The organism is Rhodanobacter sp. UC4451_H18, assembly GCF_052978225.1.
This window is the reverse complement of the sequence record NZ_CM129663.1, coordinates 3,398,472-3,416,570: the sequence shown is the minus strand read 5'-3', so window position 1 is coordinate 3,416,570 and position 18,099 is coordinate 3,398,472. Positions and strand designations below refer to the sequence as shown.

The 18,099-nt window shown below is 68.8% G+C and carries 19 protein-coding genes; 9 read left to right on the top strand and 10 right to left on the bottom strand.

Annotation, left to right across the window (positions count from 1 at the left end; genetic code table 11):
• Positions 1 to 92 precede the first annotated feature (92 nt).
• Positions 93 to 1,277, top strand: a complete 1,185-nt coding sequence (locus ACVCMG_RS15280) for a S1C family serine protease (RefSeq protein WP_395119773.1) — start codon at positions 93 to 95, stop codon at positions 1,275 to 1,277.
• A 24-nt stretch (positions 1,278 to 1,301) separates the two neighbouring features.
• On the opposite strand, the gene ACVCMG_RS15275 is transcribed toward ACVCMG_RS15280, so the two are convergent.
• On the bottom strand, positions 1,302 to 2,396 hold the full coding sequence (locus ACVCMG_RS15275; RefSeq protein ID WP_447098357.1) for a lytic transglycosylase domain-containing protein: 1,095 nt from the start codon (positions 2,394 to 2,396) through the stop codon (positions 1,302 to 1,304).
• A 244-nt stretch (positions 2,397 to 2,640) separates the two neighbouring features.
• On the opposite strand from ACVCMG_RS15275, the gene miaB reads away from it, so the two are divergent.
• Together miaB and ACVCMG_RS15265 are read left to right on the top strand one after the other, a co-directional pair.
• A complete protein-coding gene (miaB, locus tag ACVCMG_RS15270; RefSeq protein ID WP_447114490.1) occupies positions 2,641 to 3,993 on the top strand; it encodes a tRNA (N6-isopentenyl adenosine(37)-C2)-methylthiotransferase MiaB in 1,353 nt (450 codons plus the stop codon).
• Positions 3,990 to 4,481, top strand: coding sequence for an N-acetyltransferase family protein (locus ACVCMG_RS15265; RefSeq protein ID WP_447106513.1), 492 nt, complete (start codon positions 3,990 to 3,992; stop codon positions 4,479 to 4,481). Before miaB ends, ACVCMG_RS15265 begins: the two co-directional genes overlap by 4 nt.
• A 27-nt stretch (positions 4,482 to 4,508) precedes the next feature.
• Here ACVCMG_RS15265 and ACVCMG_RS15260 read toward each other — a convergent pair whose 3' ends face one another.
• The 4 genes from ACVCMG_RS15260 to ACVCMG_RS15245 are packed head-to-tail and all read right to left on the bottom strand — an operon-like array spanning position 4,509 to position 8,195.
• Positions 4,509 to 5,618 carry an ABC transporter permease gene (locus tag ACVCMG_RS15260; RefSeq protein WP_395119777.1) on the bottom strand — a complete coding sequence of 370 codons (1,110 nt, stop codon included), beginning with the start codon at positions 5,616 to 5,618 and terminating at the stop codon, positions 4,509 to 4,511.
• Positions 5,615 to 6,559 carry an ATP-binding cassette domain-containing protein gene (locus ACVCMG_RS15255; protein ID WP_447114489.1) on the bottom strand — a complete coding sequence of 315 codons (945 nt, stop codon included), beginning with the start codon at positions 6,557 to 6,559 and terminating at the stop codon, positions 5,615 to 5,617. Before ACVCMG_RS15255 ends, ACVCMG_RS15260 begins: the two co-directional genes overlap by 4 nt.
• Positions 6,556 to 7,524, bottom strand: coding sequence for an HlyD family secretion protein (locus ACVCMG_RS15250; RefSeq protein ID WP_447114488.1), 969 nt, complete (start codon positions 7,522 to 7,524; stop codon positions 6,556 to 6,558). Before ACVCMG_RS15250 ends, ACVCMG_RS15255 begins: the two co-directional genes overlap by 4 nt.
• On the bottom strand, positions 7,521 to 8,195 hold the full coding sequence (locus ACVCMG_RS15245; RefSeq protein WP_395119780.1) for a TetR/AcrR family transcriptional regulator: 675 nt from the start codon (positions 8,193 to 8,195) through the stop codon (positions 7,521 to 7,523). The genes ACVCMG_RS15250 and ACVCMG_RS15245 overlap by 4 nt, the downstream gene beginning before the upstream one ends.
• Before the next feature lie 100 nt (positions 8,196 to 8,295).
• Between ACVCMG_RS15245 and ACVCMG_RS15240 the strand changes: the two genes are divergently transcribed.
• From ACVCMG_RS15240 to ACVCMG_RS15215, 6 genes are all read left to right on the top strand, one after another.
• Positions 8,296 to 9,300 (top strand): PhoH family protein, encoded by a 1,005-nt coding sequence (locus ACVCMG_RS15240; RefSeq protein WP_447098352.1) that lies wholly within the window; start codon positions 8,296 to 8,298, stop codon positions 9,298 to 9,300.
• A gap of 29 nt (positions 9,301 to 9,329) precedes the next feature.
• Positions 9,330 to 9,827, top strand: coding sequence for an rRNA maturation RNase YbeY (gene ybeY, locus ACVCMG_RS15235; RefSeq protein WP_447114487.1), 498 nt, complete (start codon positions 9,330 to 9,332; stop codon positions 9,825 to 9,827).
• Between the two features lie 174 nt (positions 9,828 to 10,001).
• Positions 10,002 to 10,859 carry an HlyC/CorC family transporter gene (locus ACVCMG_RS15230; RefSeq protein WP_395119783.1) on the top strand — a complete coding sequence of 286 codons (858 nt, stop codon included), beginning with the start codon at positions 10,002 to 10,004 and terminating at the stop codon, positions 10,857 to 10,859.
• Between the two features lie 35 nt (positions 10,860 to 10,894).
• Complete coding sequence (locus ACVCMG_RS15225) at positions 10,895 to 12,076, top strand: lipoprotein N-acyltransferase Lnb domain-containing protein (protein WP_447114486.1); 1,182 nt, start codon at positions 10,895 to 10,897, stop codon at positions 12,074 to 12,076.
• A gap of 96 nt (positions 12,077 to 12,172) precedes the next feature.
• Positions 12,173 to 13,141: a magnesium and cobalt transport protein CorA gene (locus ACVCMG_RS15220; protein ID WP_447115423.1), complete on the top strand. Its 969-nt coding sequence runs from the start codon at positions 12,173 to 12,175 to the stop codon at positions 13,139 to 13,141.
• Positions 13,142 to 13,319: 178 nt separating this feature from the next.
• Positions 13,320 to 13,679 (top strand): hypothetical protein, encoded by a 360-nt coding sequence (locus tag ACVCMG_RS15215; RefSeq protein ID WP_395119786.1) that lies wholly within the window; start codon positions 13,320 to 13,322, stop codon positions 13,677 to 13,679.
• A 203-nt stretch (positions 13,680 to 13,882) separates the two neighbouring features.
• Here ACVCMG_RS15215 and ACVCMG_RS15210 read toward each other — a convergent pair whose 3' ends face one another.
• The 5 genes from ACVCMG_RS15210 to ACVCMG_RS15190 form a co-directional block, all read right to left on the bottom strand.
• Complete coding sequence (locus ACVCMG_RS15210) at positions 13,883 to 14,182, bottom strand: STAS domain-containing protein (RefSeq protein ID WP_395119787.1); 300 nt, start codon at positions 14,180 to 14,182, stop codon at positions 13,883 to 13,885.
• 9 nt (positions 14,183 to 14,191) lie between these two features.
• Complete coding sequence (locus ACVCMG_RS15205) at positions 14,192 to 15,370, bottom strand: methyl-accepting chemotaxis protein (protein WP_395119788.1); 1,179 nt, start codon at positions 15,368 to 15,370, stop codon at positions 14,192 to 14,194.
• A 15-nt stretch (positions 15,371 to 15,385) separates the two neighbouring features.
• On the bottom strand, positions 15,386 to 16,477 hold the full coding sequence (locus ACVCMG_RS15200) for a protein-glutamate methylesterase/protein-glutamine glutaminase (protein WP_395119789.1): 1,092 nt from the start codon (positions 16,475 to 16,477) through the stop codon (positions 15,386 to 15,388).
• A 99-nt stretch (positions 16,478 to 16,576) separates the two neighbouring features.
• On the bottom strand, positions 16,577 to 17,227 hold the full coding sequence (gene cheD / locus ACVCMG_RS15195; RefSeq protein WP_447114485.1) for a chemoreceptor glutamine deamidase CheD: 651 nt from the start codon (positions 17,225 to 17,227) through the stop codon (positions 16,577 to 16,579).
• A complete protein-coding gene (locus tag ACVCMG_RS15190) occupies positions 17,227 to 18,099 on the bottom strand; it encodes a CheR family methyltransferase (protein ID WP_447114484.1) in 873 nt (290 codons plus the stop codon). The genes cheD and ACVCMG_RS15190 overlap by 1 nt, the downstream gene beginning before the upstream one ends.

Below are 18,099 nucleotides of genomic sequence, written 5' to 3'. Positions count from 1 at the left end.
CGTCAGGGGCCGCGCCGTACAATAAACCGGATGCCTGCCGGACTCTGCCCGGTGCCTCCCCCGCCACGACTCGCCGGAACGTTCTCCCCGACATGAAACATGCCGCCGGCACCCTTCTGTTCATTGCCCGCTTCGTCATCCTTGGACTGGCGCTGGCCTTCGTGATCGGCCTGTTCTGGCCCGGCAGCGGCGAGCGCCTGCGCGCGCGCCTGGGGCTCGCTCCGGCGGCGGTCGCGCCGACCCGGCACGAGCAAGCGGGCGCGGCGCCGGTATCGTACGCCGACGCCGTGGCCGCCGCGGCACCGTCGGTGGTGAACATCTATGCCAACAAGATCGTCACCGAGCAAGCGCTGCGCATGTACGACAACCCGGTGCTGCAGCAGCTGTTCGGCGGCCAGCCGACGACCTACCAGCATCGCGAGCAGACGCTGGGCTCGGGCGTGATCGTCAGCGCCCGCGGCAACGACTACGTGCTGACCAACAACCACGTGATCGCCAACGCTGCCGATATCCAGGTGCTGCTTTACGACGGCCGCATCGCCAAGGCGCGGCTGGTCGGTTCCGACCGCGAGACCGACCTGGCTGTGCTCAAGATCGACGCCAGCAACCTGCCGGTGATCCACATGGCCGACCCCAGCCAGTTGCGCCCCGGCGACGTGGTGCTGGCGATCGGCAACCCGTTCGGCCTCAACCAGACCGTGACGATGGGCATCGTCAGCGCGATCGGGCGGCAGTTGAACAGTTCCAGCGCCGAGGACTTCATCCAGACCGATGCGGCCATCAACCTGGGCAACTCCGGCGGCGCGCTGGTCAACACGCAGGGGCAGCTGGTCGGCATCAATACCCTGCTGATCGGCAAGGGTCAGGCCGCCAACGCGGAGGGCATCGGTTTCGCGATCCCGGTGGCCACCGCCACCAAGGTGCTCGATCAATTGATCACCACCGGCCACGTGGTGCGCGGCTGGCTCGGTGCCGACTACGCCTTCGTGCCGGTGGCGGCGGACAGCGGCCTGCCCGCTGCCGCGCGCGGCGCACAGGTCATCGCGGTGTACTCCGGCGGTCCGGCCGCGCAGGCGGGGATCAAGCCGCGCGACATCCTGCTGCGCATCGGCAACGACGACATCATGGGCCCGGCCGACCTGCGCCGCCGCGAGGCCACGCTCAAGCCCGGCAGCCAGGTGCAGATCTCCGGCCTGCGTGACGGCACGCCGTTCCAGGTCACGGTCACGCTGGCACAGCGCCCGCCGATGGACGGCAGTCTCTCCAGCCAGCCCTGAGCGGGTCGCCGCGGCGGGCGGGCCTCAGCCCGGCCCGCGCGAAGCCAGCGGCGGATGGATCGCCGCGCCGTAACGCTTGCGCAGGGTTTCCACCCGCTCCACGTAGACCTGGGTCTCCGCATACGGCGGCACGCCCTTGTAGCGCTGCACCGCCCCCGGCCCGGCGTTGTAGGCCGCTGCAGCCAGCCGCTCGCTGCCGTCGAAATCGCGCAGCAACAGGCTCAGGTAGCGGGCGCCGCCGCGGATGTTCTGGGCGGAATTGAAGGCATCGAGCACGCCCATGTCGCTGGCCGTGCCGGGCATCAGCTGCATCAGCCCCTGGGCGCCCTTGAGCGACAGCGCACGCGGGTTGAACGCACTCTCGGCATGGATGATCGCGCGCAGAAACGCCTCGTCGACGCCGTACTCGATGCTGGCCGCGCGGATCGTGTCGGCATACGCGTCGAGGTTCAGCGCCACGCGATCCCAGCGGATCGTCGAATGCAGGTTGCAGGCCACGCAGGTGGAGATGTAGCTGAACAGCATGGTCACCGCGCGGCCCTTGCCGCCGGCGGGACGCAGGTTGGTGTATTCCACGCTGCCGTCGGCGCGCACGATGCGATAGACCGCCCCGCGCAGCACGCGGTCGCCGGCGTCGGCCACCTTGGGCGCGACCGGCGCGGCGTCGGCATGGGCTTCGCGATACTGCCACTGGCCCGGCGTGCCGGCCGCCCTGGCCGCCAGCGGCAACTTCGCCGTGCTGACCGCCGAACTGCTCACCGCGGCCAGCGACTCGCGCTCTACCCGCGCCGTCTCGCGTGTCTGTGCGGTGCTCAGCGCGCCGCCTTGCACGCGCGCCAGCGACACCGGCCGGGCGCCATCGGCCGCAAGGCTCTGCGCCGTGGTGACCACCTGGCCGCTGACCGCGGTCAACGATGCGCGCGCGACCGGCGCGGCCCGGCGCGTCGCCTTCGGCTCGGCGTAGCTGCTGATTGCGCGGCAGCCGTGATACCCCGCCCGCTCGCTGCTGTACACGGTTTCGCCGCTGCTGCCGGTGCACTGGTACAAGGTGCCGGCGCGGGCCCCCGTGGCCAACAGGCAGGCAGCCAGCAGCGCGACCCCGACAAGGATCGAACGCAAGGGGAAACCGCGAACAGGCCGATCGACGCGTCCCCCGTGACTGGCGGCACCGGACATGGGCGCAGTGTGCCGCCACGCGCGGCCAGCGCCAAGTGCGCAAGTCTCATTCCACGACCGTGGCCAGGGCGGCGCCGCAAACTCCGTGGCGGCCGCAAGTGCTTGATCTGGCAGGCACACGGGCCGCGCAGTACACTGCGCGGTTCCGCGGATCGCGCATCCGCCCTGGAATCACGGTACCCACGCGATGAGCGGCAAGCTTTTCATCAAGACCCACGGCTGCCAGATGAACGAGTACGACTCGGCCAAGATGGCCGACGTGCTGAAGGCCTCGCACGGGCTGGAGCTGACCCAGGACGAGTCCCAGGCGGACGTGATCCTGATCAACACCTGCTCGATCCGCGAAAAGGCGCAGGAAAAGGTCTTCAGCCAGCTTGGTCGCTGGAAGCAGCACAAGCAGGACGGCCGTCAGGTGGTGATTGGCGTCGGCGGCTGCGTGGCAAGTCAGGAAGGCGCGGCGATCGTCAAGCGCGCGCCGTACGTGGATCTCGTGTTCGGCCCGCAGACCCTGCACCGCCTGCCCCAGCTGATCGAGGCGCAACGCGCCACCGGCAAGCCGCAGGTGGACATCAGCTTCCCCGAGATCGAGAAGTTCGACTGCCTGCCCGAGCCGCGCGCCGAAGGCCCGACCGCCTTCGTCTCGATCATGGAAGGCTGCTCGAAATACTGCAGCTACTGCGTGGTGCCGTACACCCGCGGCACCGAGATCAGCCGTCCGTTCGACGACGTGCTGGTGGAAGTGGCCAAGCTCGCCGCCCAGGGCGTGCGCGAGGTGAACCTGCTCGGCCAGAACGTCAATGCGTACCGCGGCCCCACCTTCGACGGCGGCGTCGCCGACCTCGCCGTGCTGATCCATGCGATCGCGCAGATCGACGGCATCGGTCGCATCCGCTTCACCACCTCGCATCCGCTGGAGTTCTCCGACTCGCTGATCGAGGCCTACGCCAACGTACCGCAGCTGGCCAACTACCTGCACCTGCCGGTGCAGGCCGGTTCCGACCGCATCCTTTCGGCGATGAAGCGCGGCTACACCGCGCTGGAGTTCAAGCAGAAGATCCGCAAGCTGCGCGCGGTGCGACCGGACATCTGCGTGTCCACCGACATCATCGTCGGCTTCCCCGGCGAGAGCGACGAGGATTTCGAGAAGACCATGAAGCTGGTCGACGACGTCGGCTTCGACCAGAGCTTCACCTTCATCTTCTCCGCGCGCCCCGGCACGCCGGCGGCGAACCTCGCCGATGACACGCCGATGACGGTCAAGCACGAGCGCCTCGCGCGCCTGCAGGCCGCGATCAACGCGAACGCCAGGAAGATCAACGAGGCGATGGTCGGCTCCGTGCAGCGCGTGCTGGTGGAAAAGCCCAGTACCCGCAATCCGGACGAACTCAGCGGTCGCACCGAGAACATGCGCTACGTGAACTTCGCCGGCGACGCCCGCATGATCGGCCAGTTCGTCGACGTGGTGATCACCGACGCGATGAGCAATTCGCTGCGCGGGCGGGTGAAAACGTCCGACGACGCGGCCGCACTGGCGTCGTGAGCGAGCTGGTGATCCGGGAAATCGGCGCGGACGAGTTCGCTCGCGTGTGGCCGTTCTTCCAGGCGATCGCCGCTGGCGGCGAGACCTATACCTACCCGCGCGACATCAGCCTCGAACAGGCCCGTTCCATGTGGACCACGCCGCACGCACGCTGCTTCGTGGCCGAACGCGACGGCCAGGCGCTGGGCTGTTACCGGCTGGCGCCCAACCAGATGGGGCCGGGTGACCACGTGGCCAACGGCAGCTACATGGTGGCGCCGCAAGCGCGCCGCCAGGGCGTGGCGTCGGCCTTGTGCGAGCACTCGCTGGAACAGGCGCGCCGAGCCGGCTTCCGCGCCATGCAGTTCAATGCCGTCGTCGCCAGCAATACCACCGCCGTGCGGCTGTGGCAGCGCCACGGCTTCCGCATCGTCGGCCAGGTGCCCGGTGCGTTCCGCCACGCCCAGCTCGGCCCCACCGATCTGTACGTGATGCACCGCATGCTGTGAGCGCGAGGCGGCACGCGGAGCGGCGGGTCAGTCCAGTCGCTTGCGGAAGCGCAATATCGCCAGCGCCATCATCGCCAGCGTGAACACCGCCAGCGCCAGCACGTCGAGCCACATCTCCCACAAGCCCGCGCCGCGCAGCATCACGCCACGGATCAGGCGCAGGAAATGGGTCAGCGGCAAGACTTCCGCGAGCCACTGCACCAGCTTCGGCATGCCGGCGAACGGGAACATGAAGCCCGACAGCAGGATCGACGGCAGGAACACGAAGAACGTCATCTGCATCGCCTGGAACTGCGACTGCGCACGCGTCGAGATCAGCAGGCCCAATGCAAGGTTGGCGAGGATCAGCAGGCCCGACGCCAGGTACACGTCGAGCACGCTGCCCAGGATCGGCACCGCGAACAGCCACGTGCCGAGCGCCAGGATCACGCTGGTCTGCACCAGGCCGATCGCCACGTACGGCAGCACCTTGCCGATCATGAGCTCCGAGCTGGTCAGCGGCGTGGCGATCAGCAGCTCCATGTTGCCGCGCTCGCGTTCGCGCACGATCGCGATGGCGGTGAACAGCACCATCGTCATGGTCAGGATCACGCCGATGAGCCCGGGCACGATGTTGACCGCCGAGCGCCGCTGCGGGTTGTAGAAGGCGACCATGCTGATCCGCCCGCCGACCGGCGTGCTGGTGGCCGGCGCACGCATGTCGGGTGCGGCGCTGTCGATCGGCACCTGCATCAGTTGCGCGGCGGCGGCCTGCACCGCCGTATCGCTGCCGTCGACCAGGATCTGCGCCACCGCCCGGCCGTCGATGCGGCGGCGCTCGAAATCCGGCGGCACCACGATGCCGATGCCGACCTGCCCGCGGCGGATCATCGCCATCAGCTCCTGCGGCGTGTCCGCCCGCGCCACCGGCGCCACCACGCCGGTGGCGAGCATGTCCATCACCAATGCGCGCGAACCGGCGGTGTTCGCCTGGTCGACGATGCCCGCGTCGAGTCCGCGCAGGTTGGTGTTGATCGCGTAGCCGAACAGCACCAGTTGGATCACCGGGATGCCCACCACCATCGCCAGCGTGATGCGGTCGCGGCGCAGCTGGCGCAGCTCCTTGACCACGATCGCCCACAGCCGCCGTCCGTTCATGCGGCGCGCTCCGCGTCGCGGCGCGTGGCGGCGACGAACACGTCTTCGAGATTCGGCGGCGTCGCCGTCAGCGCGGCCTGGTGCCCCGTCGTCGCCAGCGCCTTGTCCATGTCCGGCGTGGCGCCGTCGGCGTGGGTCAGCACGCGCAGGATGTTGCCGACCTGGGCCACGCCGAGCACGCCCGCCACGCCGGCGAGCGCGCGCTGGGCGGCCCGCGGGTCGTCCGTTTCGACGGTGAAGGTGCGCCCTTCCAGTTGCGCGGCCAGCTCGCGCGGCGTGCCGTCGGCGACCAGTGCGCCGCGGTCGAGGATGGCCAACCGGTGGCAGCGCTCGGCCTCGTCCATCAGGTGGGTGGAGACCAGCAGCGTGGTGCCGGCATCGGCCAGCTCGAAGAGCTTTTCCCAGAAATCGCGGCGCGATTCCGGGTCGACCGCGCTGGTCGGCTCGTCGAGGAACAGCAATTGCGGCTCGTGCAGCACCGCACAGGCCAGCGCCAGGCGCTGCTTCTGGCCGCCACTCAGGGTGCCGGCCAGTTGCCGCTGGCGATCGCCGAAGTGGTATTGCTCGATCAGCTCGTCGACGCGGCGTTTCGTCTTCGTCTTCGGCACGCCCTGGATGGCGGCGAGGAACTCCAGGTTCTCGCGCACGCCGAGGTCCTCGAACAGCGAGAACTTCTGTGTCATGTAGCCGATGTGCGAACGCAATTCGTCGGCCTGCGCCGGAATCTTCAGGCCGAGCACCTCGATCTCGCCCTCGCTTGGCGTGAGCAAGCCGCACAGCATGCGGATGGTGGTGGACTTGCCCGAGCCGTTCGGCCCGAGGAAGCCGTAGACGCGCCGCGCCGGCACGTCGAGGTCGACGTGATCGACCGCCACCAGCTTGCCGAAGCGCCGGGTCAAACCGCGGGCGCGGATCGCCACGCCTTCGGCGCCGGCATTCATTTCGCCGGTCCGCGGAACTCGACGCGCACCGGCAGGCCGGCGGGCAGTTCCGCCGCGTCCGCACCCAGCGCGACTTCGGCGAGATAGCTGAGCCGCGCCGCGTCGTCGCCGATCAGTGCGTAGTACGGGGTGAAGTCCGGTTCGCTGCGGATCATGCGCAGCTTGCCGGCATAAGGTTTTTCGCGGTCGGCCACGAACACGTCGATGGCGTCGCCGACGTGCATGCCTGCGCGCTGCTGCACCGGCACGTAGATGCGCGCGTACGGCGCGTCGCCGGCCAGCAGGATCGCCAGCGGCGCGCCGACCGGTGCCTGATCGCCCAGCCGGTACGGCAGGCTGTCGACGCGCCCGGCACGCGGCGCCACGACGGCCAGCTTGCCCAGCAGCACCTGCTGCGCGCTGACTTGCGCCTCCGCCGCCGCGACCGCGGCTTGCGCCTGGGCGAGCTGCTCCGGACGCGTGCCGTGCAACAACTCGTCGAGCGCTGCGCGTGCGGCCGATGTCTGACCCTCGGCGTTGCCTGCCGCGGCGCGGGCGCGGTCGAGATCGGCCGCGGCCACGTAACCATTGCCTTTCAGGGACGCCAGCCGCGCGTAATAAGCCCGCGCCTCGCGTGCCTGCGCCTGCACCGCGGCCAGATTCGCGCGAGCCTTGGCGATGTCCTCGCGGCGCGGCCCGGCCTGGAGTTCGGCCAGGAGTTCGCGTTGCTGCTCCAGCTGGGCCTGGGCCGCTGCGAGCTGGGCGCGGGTATGCGCGGGGTCCAGTTGCAGCAGCGGCTGGCCCGCCCTGACCTGCTCGCCCTCGCGCACGTCGATCGCCACGATGCGCTCCGCGGCCGGCGCCGGCAGCGTGATGCGGTCGAACTCGAGCGTACCCAGCGCCTGCGGCACCCGCTTGCTGCAACCAGCGGGAACGACGAGCACCAGCGCCGCCAGCGACTGGCAGATCACGGTCGTGAACTTCATGCGGGTTCTCCACGTTTCGTCGTGCCGACGCCCTGCCCCAGCAAGGCCAGCGTGTGTTGGAGCATGGTCTCGGGGCCGAGTGACTCGGCATCGAATGCGCGTCGCCAGATCGGCGCACCGGCAGCAGGGAACAGGGTCAGGCCGACCAGCGAGACGACCAGCAGGCGTGGGTCCAGCGCCGGGTTCAGCCGTCCATTTGCCTGCGCCGCGGCGAAGCGTTGCGCCAGCAGCTGCGGCACGCCCGGCACGGCGCGGTCGAACAGTACCTCACGCAGCGCACCGCCCTCGCACAGCACTTCGCGCACCCACAGCGGCGGCAGCCAGGGATGGCTTGCCACGACGTCGCTGATCCCGCGCACGAATGCTTCGGTCAACGCGACCGGGTCACCGCCGGCGTGCTCCAACTGCGCGCGCAGCGGCGCCAGCGCCGGCAGCAGGCGCTCGTCGATCACGGCATGCAGCAGCCGCGCCTTGTCGCCGAAGTAGTAATGCAGCATCGCCGGGGTGACGCCCGCCTCGGTGGCGATTGCCCGCAACGAGGTGGCGGCGATGCCTGTGCGCGCGAACTGCCCCAACGCCGCATCCAGCAGATGCCGGCGCAGATCCTGGTCGTCGCCGCTGGGGCGTCCGGCGCGGCGCGGCGGTTTTGCGCGTTTGCCTGAAATAGTCATGAGTCTAAATTAATTCATCGTTTAATTATTTGCAAACCCATCAGCGCCGGCCGCCACCGGCATGGTCCTTCCGGCGCCTGCGCGCTACGCTCGCGCCCCTATGAGCGAACTCAACCAGCGCGACTTCACCCTCGATCCCGACGACAACGCCCGCCTCGCCAACCTGTGCGGGCCGTTCGACGAACACCTGCGCCAGATCGAGCTGCGCCTCGGCGTGGAGATCAACCACCGCGGCAGCATCTTCCAGGTGATCGGCGAGAACCCGCCGGCGCGCGCCGCCGAAAATGTGCTGCGCGCGCTGTACGCCAGCACCGCCGGCGAGGCGCTGACCGGCGCGAAGATCAACCTGCATCTGGCCGAATCGGGCATCGACGCGATCACCGAGTCGGCCGCCGAAGGCGCCCAGGAAGTGGTCATCAAGGTCAAGCGCGGCGTGATCAAGGGCCGCGGCCCGAACCAGGCGCGCTACCTGCACGCCATCGCCAGCCACGACATCAACTTCGGCGTGGGCCCGGCCGGCACCGGCAAGACCTATCTCGCCGTGGCCAGCGCGGTCGAGGCGCTGGAAGCGAACCGGGTGCAGCGGCTGATCCTGGTGCGCCCGGCGGTGGAGGCCGGCGAGAAGCTGGGCTTCCTGCCCGGCGACCTCAGCCAGAAGGTCGACCCCTACCTGCGCCCGCTGTACGACGCGCTGTACGAGATGCTCGGCTTCGAGAAGGTGGCCAAGCTGATCGAGCGCAACGTGATCGAGATCGCGCCGCTGGCGTACATGCGCGGGCGCACCTTGAACGATTCCTACGTGATCCTCGACGAGGCGCAGAACACCACGGTCGAGCAGATGAAGATGTTCCTCACCCGGATCGGCTTCGGCACGGTGGCGGTGATCACCGGCGACGTCACCCAGGTCGACCTGCCGCGCAACACGCGCTCCGGATTGCGACAGGCGATCGAAGTGCTGCGCGGCGTGGCCGGCATCAGCTTCACCTTCTTCACCTCGCGCGATGTGGTGCGCCATCCGCTGGTGGCCAAGATCGTGCGCGCCTACGAGGCGTTCGAGGAAGCAGGGAATGGGGAATCGGGAATAGAGAATAGGGAAAAGCACTGACTCTCAATCTCCGCTTCGGACGCCCAGACATGCCTCGCCCCGCTCTTGCCATTCCCCATTCCCTATTCCCTATTCCCACCCTTGTCCACCTCGGCTACGCCGTGCCGCGTGCCGGCCTGCCCGCACCGGCCAGCTTCCGCCGCTGGGTCGAGGCGGCCTTGCGCGGAGCCAAACGGCGCAAGCCGGCCGAGCTTTCCATCCGCATCGTCGATGCCGCAGAGGGCCGTACGCTTAACCGCGACTACCGCGGCAAGGACTACGCCACCAATGTGCTGTCGTTCCCCGCCGAGCTGCCGCCCGGCGTGGTGCTGCCGCTGATCGGGGATCTGGCGATCTGCGCGCCGGTGGTGCAGCGCGAGGCCGCCGAACAGGGCAAATTGCCGCGCGACCACTGGGCCCATCTCACGGTACACGGCGTGCTGCACCTGCTCGGCTACGACCACATCGTGGAGACCGAGGCCGAGGCCATGGAAGCGCTGGAGACACGCATCCTGGCCGGCCTCGGCATCGCCGACCCGTACACCTGAATGCTGCAGGGCGGACCCGGCCCGCCGCCATTTCGCCGTACGACGATGACGGGCCGTGCCCGCCCTGCGCGGCCCCCGGGCGATCGCGCATACCGTGCGCCCCTGCCGGGCCAGGATGGATTTTTCCGCTAGAATCAAGCTTCCGCCCGCGTCCGGGCTGATTTTCAACGAGTGATGAACGACGACCCTGGCAGTACCAGCGGCCCGGCCCACCGCACCTGGTGGGATCGACTGGGCCACCTGTTTTCCGGCGAGCCGCGCAACCGCAACGAGTTGCTTGAGGAGCTGCGCGCCGCGCAGAGCAACGGCCTGCTCTCCGTCGACACCCTCACCATGGTCGAGGGGGCGATCAAGGTCACCGAGCTGGATGTCGACGACGTCATGGTGCCGCGCGCGCAGATCGTGATGCTCGCGGCGGACTCTTCCCTGTCCGACCTGCTGGCCACCGTGGTCGAATCCGGCCACTCGCGCTTCCCCGTGCACGGCGAGGACAAGGACGAGATCCTCGGCATCCTGCTGGCCAAGGATTTGCTGAAGTACTTCGGCGCGACCGAACACTTCGACATCCGCTCGATCCTGCGCCCGGCCGTGCTGATCCCCGAGTCGATGCGGCTCAACGTGCTGCTGGAGGAGTTCCGCCTCAGCCGCAACCACATGGCGCTGGTGGTCAATGAATACGGCGGCGTCGCCGGCCTGGTGACCATCGAGGACGTGCTGGAGGAGATCGTCGGCGAGATCGACGACGAGCACGACGACGAGGAAGAACCCGAGCTGATGCACGAACAGCCCGGCGGCGACTGGCTGGTGAGCGCGCTGACCCCGATCGAGGATTTCAACGAGCAGACCGGCGCCGGCTTCCCCGACGAGGAATACGACACCGTCGGCGGCATGGTCACCGCCGAATTCGGCCACCTGCCCGAGGTCGGCGAAGAAGTCGCGATGGGCGACTACCTGTTCCACGTCACCGCGGCGGACGACCGCCGCGTGCAGCAGTTCCGCGTGGTCCGGCAACCCGGCCTGCTGGCCTCCTGATCCGGCGCATGGACCCGCTCCGCCGAATCGCCGTCATGTTCGCCCTGCTCGTGCTCGCCGCACTGGCACCGGCGCACGCCGGCATCGCCGAGGCGCCCGGCACCGACCTCGAGGTGTCGCTGGTGACCTACGGCCCCGGCGACATCTACTGGGAGCGCTTCGGCCACGACGCCATCGAGGTGCGCGATCGCGTCTCGGGCGAGTCGGTCAATTTCAACTACGGCGTGTTCGACTTCGAGGAAAAGAACTTTCTCCTCAACTTCGCGCGCGGCCGCATGCATTACATGATGGACGCCGAAGCCAGCGCGCCGGAGGAGGCCTACTACGCCGAAGTCGGCCGCTCGGTGACACGCCAACGGCTGGCGCTGGACGCCGACCAGGCCGCCCGCCTGCGCGACGACCTGCTGTGGAACCTGCGCCCGCAGAACGCCGTCTACGACTACGACTACTACGCCGACAACTGCACCACCCGCGTGCGCGACGCCTTCGATCGCGCACTCGACGGCGCCGTGAAAAGCCAGTTGCAGGCGCGTGCGGGTGAATTCACCTATCGCCAGCAGACGGTGCGGCTGATGAGCGCGCAACCCTGGCTGATGCTGATGCTGGACCTGGGCCTGGGGCCCTACGCCGACCAGCCGTTGACGGCGTGGCAGGAGAGTTTCCTGCCCGCCGTCCTGCAAACGCAGTTGCGCCACGTGCAGGTCACCGGGCCGGGCGGCGACAGCCGACCGCTGGTAAAGGACGAGCGCGTGGTGTCGCCCAACCGCCTCGTTCCGCCGCCGGCCTCGCCGCCCGACCTGCGCATGCCATTGGGCGCGGCGGGCCTGCTGTTGGGTGCGTTGCTGCTGGCCACGCGGCTGTGGTGGCCGCTCGGCCATGCCCTGCTCGGCACGCTGTTCCTGCTGCTGGCCGGTCTTGTCGGCGTGGTGTTGCTGGGCCTGTGGACGCTGACCACGCACCACTCCGCCTGGGCCAACGCCAACCTGCTGCTGTTCAATCCGTTGGCGTGGTGGCTGCTGCCCACGCTGTGGCGCACGCGTCGCGGCTTCGCCGCCTCGCGCTTCGTCGACGGCCTGATCGTGCTGCAGTTGCTGGCCATGCTCGCCGCGCTCGCGCTGCACCTGCTGCCCGGCACGGTGCAGCAGAACCAGCCGTGGCTGCTGTTCGCGCTGCCGTGCTGGCTGGCGCTGGCGTGGGGCCTGCGCCGCAACCGCTGACCCCGCGCGCGTTGCCCCGCCACGACGGGCACGGCATCATGGGGCATGCTCCCGACCTCGCCATCGCCTGCTGCACTTGCGCCCGTTGCCGAACCGATGGTGGTCAACTGCATCGCCTACCAACGCGACGGCACGCGCCTCGGCGAAATCAGCCTGGACGCCATCAGCGACGTGCTGGCAGCGCCGGACACCTTCGTCTGGGTCGGCCTGCACGAGCCGGACGAGCCGCTGCTGGAAAAACTGCAGGAGGAGTTCTGCCTGCATGACCTGGCGATCGAGGACGCGCACACCGCCCACCAGCGCACCAAGATCGAGACCTACGGCGACTCGCTGTTCCTGGTGGTGCAGACCGCGCAGCTGATCGAGGCCGAGCTGAAGTTCGGCGAGACGCAGATCTTCCTCGGCGCGCGCTACCTGGTCACCGTGCGCCACGGTGCCTCGCTGTCGTACGCCCCGGCGCGGCGCGCCTGCGAGAACGTGCCCGAGCTGCTCGCCAACGGACCCAGCTATGGTCTCTACGGCGTGCTCGACCTGATCGTCGACAACCTGCTGCCGATCGTGCGCGACTTCCGCGAAGAGCTGGGCCTGCTCGAGCAGGACATCTTCGCCGAGACCTTCAAGCGCAGCACGGTGCACCGGCTCTACGACATGCAGCGCGACCTGATGACGCTTCGTCTGGCCGTGGCCCCGCTGCAGGACATCACCAGCCAGCTGGTGCGGCTGCACCAGGGTCTGATCCCCGACGAGCTGCGGCCCTACTTCCGCGACGTCTACGACCACGTGTTCCGCGTCAACGAATCGATCAGCGCAATGCGCGAAATGCTCACCGCCGCGATCAACGTCAACCTCTCGCTGGTCACCTTCGGCCAGAACGAGGTGATGAAGAAACTCGCCGGCTGGGCCGCCATGCTGGCCGCGCCGACCCTGCTCACCAGCTGGTACGGCATGAACTTCCAGCACATGCCCGAGCTGGGTCAGCCGTGGGCATACCCGGCGATCATCGTGGTGATGGCCGGCGTGGTGGGCGGCATCTACGCGGCCCTGAAGCGCAACAAGTGGCTGTGACGCCCGTTCGACCCCGCTGACGACCTGATCCGCGCCCGCCCGCGCTGCCGCGGCGCCCCCTGCCGGGCCCTGTCCCGCCGTCCCGCTCCGGCGGCGATGGGGCGCGGGGCTAAAGATTTTCCCGCGCCGGCCGAACACGGTAGTACTCACCACAAAACCCCAGGGGATGCATCGACCCATGAAAACTCTGCTCATGACCACCGCTTTGTTGCTGGCGCCGATGGCGGTCCACGCCGAGTGCACCGTCAAGGATTTCGCCATCACCGAGTTCACCCCGTCGGCCGCCAGCGGCCTGGCCGGCAAGCTGAGCCTGCGCGGCCAGCTGGTGAACAGCTGCGCCACGCCGTCGGCGGCGCAGATCCGCATCGAGCTGAAGGACGACGCGGGCAACGTCCTGCAGTCCAAGCAGGCCTGGCCGGCCGGCACCTCCAACATCACCCCGGGCCAGTCGGTGTCGTTCGACCTCGGCCGCCTGTTCCATTACGAGCGCAACATCGCCAGCTTCACCGCCAGCGTGGTGAAGGTGCGCTCCTGGTAAACCTGCCGGTTTCCATCAACAGCAAAAAAGGCTCCCTCGGGAGCCTTTTTACTGTGTGAGTCCCGCAGGAGCGCGCTCGCGGGCGATGCTCTCTTGTCCGGATTGGGGATCAGGGCGGGGACTCGCAAAGGATCGCCCGCGAGCGGGCTCCTGCGGGAAATGCCGCGGGGGACAGGGCTCTCTTGAAGCTGATCCCTCGCCCCTCAATGCAACACAAACAGCTTGTCGAACCCCGCCACGCGCAGGGTGCCGCGCAGTTCGGTGCCGGCGTTGACGATGCGGATGTCCGCGTGGTCCGCGCCGGCGTGTTCGCGCAGCAGCAACAGCATGCCCAGCGCGGAGCTGTCCATGTGGGTGACTTCGGCCAGATCGATCAGGTAGCTGCGTGCCACGCGGCCGGCGCCGAGGCAGGCGTCGTGGAACTCGCGGTGGATGCTGAAATCGAAGCGCTCGCCCAGTTGCAGGCTGAGGCAATCGCTTTCGCTGTCGTGGTGAACAATCATGGCCAATCCTCAGAAAAGTTCGATTTCGCCGGCGTCCATGCTGCTTTGCAGGGCCGGGCCGCGCGAGCGCAGGCGCGCCTTTTCGCGTTGAACCGCGAGGCGTGAACGCACGCGCCGTGCGCGCTCGTCCAGCGCCTCGGCGTCCATCGACGCGCAGGCCAGCTCTTCGATGTCGCGGGTGCAATCGGCGGTGATTTCCTGCAGTTCCACCAGCCGCGCGCGGGTCTGCGTGATCAGCTGGCTCAGGATGTCCTCGAACTGCAGCGAACGGATCGTGGTGGAGACGTCGCTGCCCAGGCCGCGGTTGATCTCCACCACCTGGTCGGCCACCGCGCTGGTGCGCGCGTCGCTCTCGGTGACGTGGGCCATCATCGCGTCGATGCCGCCCTTGGCCGACAGCGCCACGTTGAGATCCTGCGAGGCCATCGTGCCGACCAGGCCGCGCAGCTGCTCCATCGCTGCGCGCGCCCGTTCGACGTGGCTGCCGATCTGTTCGTTGAACTGGTTGGAGTTGCTGGCCAGGTTGCGGATCTCCCCGGCCACCACGGCAAAGCCGCGGCCGGATTCGCCCGCGCGCGCCGCCTCGATCGCGGCGTTGAGCGCCAGCAGGTTGGTTTCCTCGGCGATCGTGTTGACGTTCTTCAGCAGGCCGAACACCGCATCCATCTCCTTGGCCATGCCGTCGATGCGGTAGACGATGCGCAGGCTCTCGCGCGACATCTGCACGATCATGCCGACGAAATGCTCCAGCAGGTCGCCGGTGCGGCTGGCGAAATCCTGGATCGACACGCCGCCGTCCTGCACCTCGATGATCTGCTTGAGCAGCGACTGCTGCAGCGCGGTCTTGTTGGAGAGGCCGTCGAAGCCGCCGCCGAGTTCGGAGACGGCATCGCGCAGCAGGCCCAGGCCCTGGTGCAGTTCGCGGCTGGCGTGGCCGAGTTCGTCGACCAGCGCGCCGCGCACGTCTTCCAGCGCCTCGCGCACCGGCCCGGCATGGATGGCCGGTACCGGTTCGGCGGCCGGTTCGGCGCGGTGGCAGGTCTCCACGATCCACACCACGGTCAGCAGCACCACCAGCAGCGGCGCCAGCCAGGCCGGATGCCACAGCAGCGACAGCCCAAGCGCCAGCGCGCTGGCGGCGACGCCGGCAAGCGGGCGTCCGGCAAGAAGGGAGGGCGTGAAAGTCATGATCGAATCCCCGGATCAGGCGCGCATGGCGCCGGCTAGCGGTTGGCGCGCCAGCGCCAGCAGGCGCGGCGCGATGTGGTCCAGCGGCAGCATTTCGCCGGCGGCACCGAGTTTCCAGGCAGCACCGGGCATGCCCCACACCACCGAACTGGCCTCGTCCTGCACCAGCGTGGCGGCACCGGCCTGGCGCAGTTCCAGCAGGCCGCGGGCGCCGTCGTCGCCCATGCCGGTCAACAGCACGGCAAGCGTGGCCGCGCCCGCGCTGGCGGCCAGCGAACGGAACAGCACGTCCACGCTGGGCTTGTGCCGGTTCACCGGCGGGCCGTCGTGCAGGCGGCAGACGTATTTCGCGCCGTCCCACATCGCCAGCAGGTGGTGGCTGCCGGGGGCGATGTAGGCATGGCCGGACTGGATCGGCTGGCCATCTTGCGCCTCGCACACGCGCATCGCCGAGCAGCGATCCATGCGCGCGGCGAACGGGCCGCTGAACGCAGCCGGGATGTGCTGGGTGACCAGGATCGGCGGCGCATCCGGCGGCATCGCCTCCAGCACCACGCGCACCGCCTCGGTGCCGCCGGTGGAGGCGCCGATGGCGATGATCGGACTGCCGCCGCGGCTGCCGGCGGTCTGTGCCCGCGGCAGCACGGCGTCGGCGGACAGGCGCGGCGCCACGTCCAGCTTGCGCACCGTGGTCCGCGCGCGCGGACGGGTGCGCGCGGCGAGCTTCACCTTGTCGCAGATCTCCTGCGCGCATTCGCCGAAGCGGCTGGCCAGGTCGTGGTCGGGCTTGGCGAAGAAATCCACCGCGCCCATTTCCAGCGCTCGCAAGGTGACATCGGCGCCTTCCACGGTCAGCGACGACACCATCACCACCGGCATCGGCCGCAGCCGCATCAGGTTTTCCAGGAAGGTGATGCCGTCCATGCGCGGCATCTCCACGTCAAGGGTCAGCACGTCGGGGTTGAGCTGCTTGATCTTCTCGCGGGCGATCAGCGGGTCGGCGGCAGCGCCGACCACCTCGATCTCCGGATCGCAGGCAAGCATCGTCGACATCAGCTTGCGCACCAATGCGGAATCGTCGATCACCAGAACGCGCACCCTTGTCATTGCCTGCTTCTCTGCCTTGTCTTGTCGAGGGTGGTGCGAAACGAGCCGCGAGCGCGGAGGCGGAAGCAGTGCGGCCACTTCCGGCCACCGCCGCCGCCACTAGAACAGCTCCACCTCACCCTCTATCGGATCGTTTGCCAAACGCTTGAGGTAACCGCTCTCGCCGGCCACCAGCGCCACGTCGTCGCTGCGCCGGAGCAGGCGCACGCGGGCGCGGCCGCTGTGCGGGAAGAACTGCACCTGGCGCGGGAACACGTCGCCGAGATCCGACGCCACCAGCTCCAGGTTCTCCGCCGCGATGTAGCGGCGCACGAACTCGATGTTGCGCTGGCCCACGTCGCTCATGCGCGCCAGCACGCGGCCGCCGCCGAATACCTTCACGCGCAGGTCGGCGCGTTGGCCGCCGGCCTTGAGGATCGCGTTGATCAGCTGCTCCATCGCGTCCGAGCCGTAGCGCGCCGCGCGGCCCACGGTGGAGGACCAGTTGTCGCGCTCGCCGACGGGTTCGGGCAGCATGAAATGGTTCATGCCGCCGATGCCGCGGCGCACGTCGTGGATGCAGGCGGAGACGCACGAGCCCAGCACGGTGCTGAGCATTTCTTCCTGGTCGCTGACGTAGAACTCGCCGGGCAGCACCTTGACCGTCATGCAGCCCTGCGCCGGGTCCCAGAAGCGCCGCAGGTGCTCGAAGCCCGGCGGTGCCGCCGAAATCGCGGGCGCCTTGCGTCGATCGGCCAGCTGCACGTCCATCAACCGCGTTTCCGGTAGACCGTGCGGCCGATCAGTTCGAAATCCTCGCTGATGCCGTGCAGCGACTCGCTGTGGCCCAGGAACAGGTAGCCGCCGACCGGCAACAGTTCCGCGTAGCGACGGAACAGGCGCTGCTTGGTCGGCTGGTCGAAATAGATCACCACGTTGCGGCAGAAGATCGCGTCGAACGGGCCCTTCATCGGCCAATCGTGCAGCAGGTTCAACGGCTGGATCGTGACCAGCTCGCGCAGCGTCGGATGCACGCTGGCGAGGCCTTCGTACTCGCCCGAGCCGCGCAGCATCCAGCGGCGGCGATGGGCGTCGCTGATGCCGCCGAGGCGGTCCAGCGGATAGACGCCGCGGCGCGCGGTCTCCAGCGCCTGCGGCGAGAGGTCGGTGGCGAGGATCTTCGCGTCCACGCCGCTGGCGCCGTGCTGCTCGATCGCCTCGGCCAGCACCATCGCCAGCGCGTAGGGCTCCTCGCCGGTGGAGCAGCCCGCCGACCAGATGCGCAGGCGCTCGCCGCTGCGACGCTTGTCTTCCAGCCAGCGCGGCAGCAGCTCGGCAACCAGCAGGTCGTAGTGGTGCACCTCGCGGAAGAACGAGGTCACATTGGTGCTGATGACGCTGGCCAGTTCGCCCAGTTCGCTTTGCGGATCGCGCTGCAGCAGCTCGCAATAGCTGCTGAACTGCTGCAGGCCAAGCGCGCGCAGGCGACGGAACAGCCGCCCCTGCACCAGTTGCCGCTTGTGCTCGCCCAGCGAGATGCCGCAATGGGTGTAGACGAACTTGCGCAGGAACTCGAACTCGCTGTCGCCCAGGCGCGGACCGCCGGCGAGCTCGGCGACGGGCATGTCGACCGTCGCGTTCAT

Bases quoted from the DNA above. Each gene is read 5' to 3' on its own strand.
- ACVCMG_RS15280 (WP_395119773.1), top strand. From the start codon at position 93: ATGAAACATGCCGCCGGCACCCTTCTGTTCATTGCCCGCTTCGTCATC.
- miaB (WP_447114490.1), top strand. From the start codon at position 2,641: ATGAGCGGCAAGCTTTTCATCAAGACCCACGGCTGCCAGATGAACGAG.
- ACVCMG_RS15260 (WP_395119777.1), bottom strand. From the start codon at position 5,618: ATGAACGGACGGCGGCTGTGGGCGATCGTGGTCAAGGAGCTGCGCCAG.
- ACVCMG_RS15255 (WP_447114489.1), bottom strand. From the start codon at position 6,559: ATGAATGCCGGCGCCGAAGGCGTGGCGATCCGCGCCCGCGGTTTGACC.
- ACVCMG_RS15250 (WP_447114488.1), bottom strand. From the start codon at position 7,524: ATGAAGTTCACGACCGTGATCTGCCAGTCGCTGGCGGCGCTGGTGCTC.
- ACVCMG_RS15245 (WP_395119780.1), bottom strand. From the start codon at position 8,195: ATGACTATTTCAGGCAAACGCGCAAAACCGCCGCGCCGCGCCGGACGC.
- ACVCMG_RS15240 (WP_447098352.1), top strand. From the start codon at position 8,296: ATGAGCGAACTCAACCAGCGCGACTTCACCCTCGATCCCGACGACAAC.
- ybeY (WP_447114487.1), top strand. From the start codon at position 9,330: ATGCCTCGCCCCGCTCTTGCCATTCCCCATTCCCTATTCCCTATTCCC.
- ACVCMG_RS15230 (WP_395119783.1), top strand. From the start codon at position 10,002: ATGAACGACGACCCTGGCAGTACCAGCGGCCCGGCCCACCGCACCTGG.
- ACVCMG_RS15225 (WP_447114486.1), top strand. From the start codon at position 10,895: ATGTTCGCCCTGCTCGTGCTCGCCGCACTGGCACCGGCGCACGCCGGC.
- ACVCMG_RS15220 (WP_447115423.1), top strand. From the start codon at position 12,173: ATGGTGGTCAACTGCATCGCCTACCAACGCGACGGCACGCGCCTCGGC.
- ACVCMG_RS15215 (WP_395119786.1), top strand. From the start codon at position 13,320: ATGAAAACTCTGCTCATGACCACCGCTTTGTTGCTGGCGCCGATGGCG.
- ACVCMG_RS15210 (WP_395119787.1), bottom strand. From the start codon at position 14,182: ATGATTGTTCACCACGACAGCGAAAGCGATTGCCTCAGCCTGCAACTG.
- ACVCMG_RS15205 (WP_395119788.1), bottom strand. From the start codon at position 15,370: ATGACTTTCACGCCCTCCCTTCTTGCCGGACGCCCGCTTGCCGGCGTC.
- ACVCMG_RS15200 (WP_395119789.1), bottom strand. From the start codon at position 16,477: ATGACAAGGGTGCGCGTTCTGGTGATCGACGATTCCGCATTGGTGCGC.
- cheD (WP_447114485.1), bottom strand. From the start codon at position 17,227: ATGGACGTGCAGCTGGCCGATCGACGCAAGGCGCCCGCGATTTCGGCG.
- ACVCMG_RS15190 (WP_447114484.1), bottom strand. From the start codon at position 18,099: ATGAACGCGACGGTCGACATGCCCGTCGCCGAGCTCGCCGGCGGTCCG.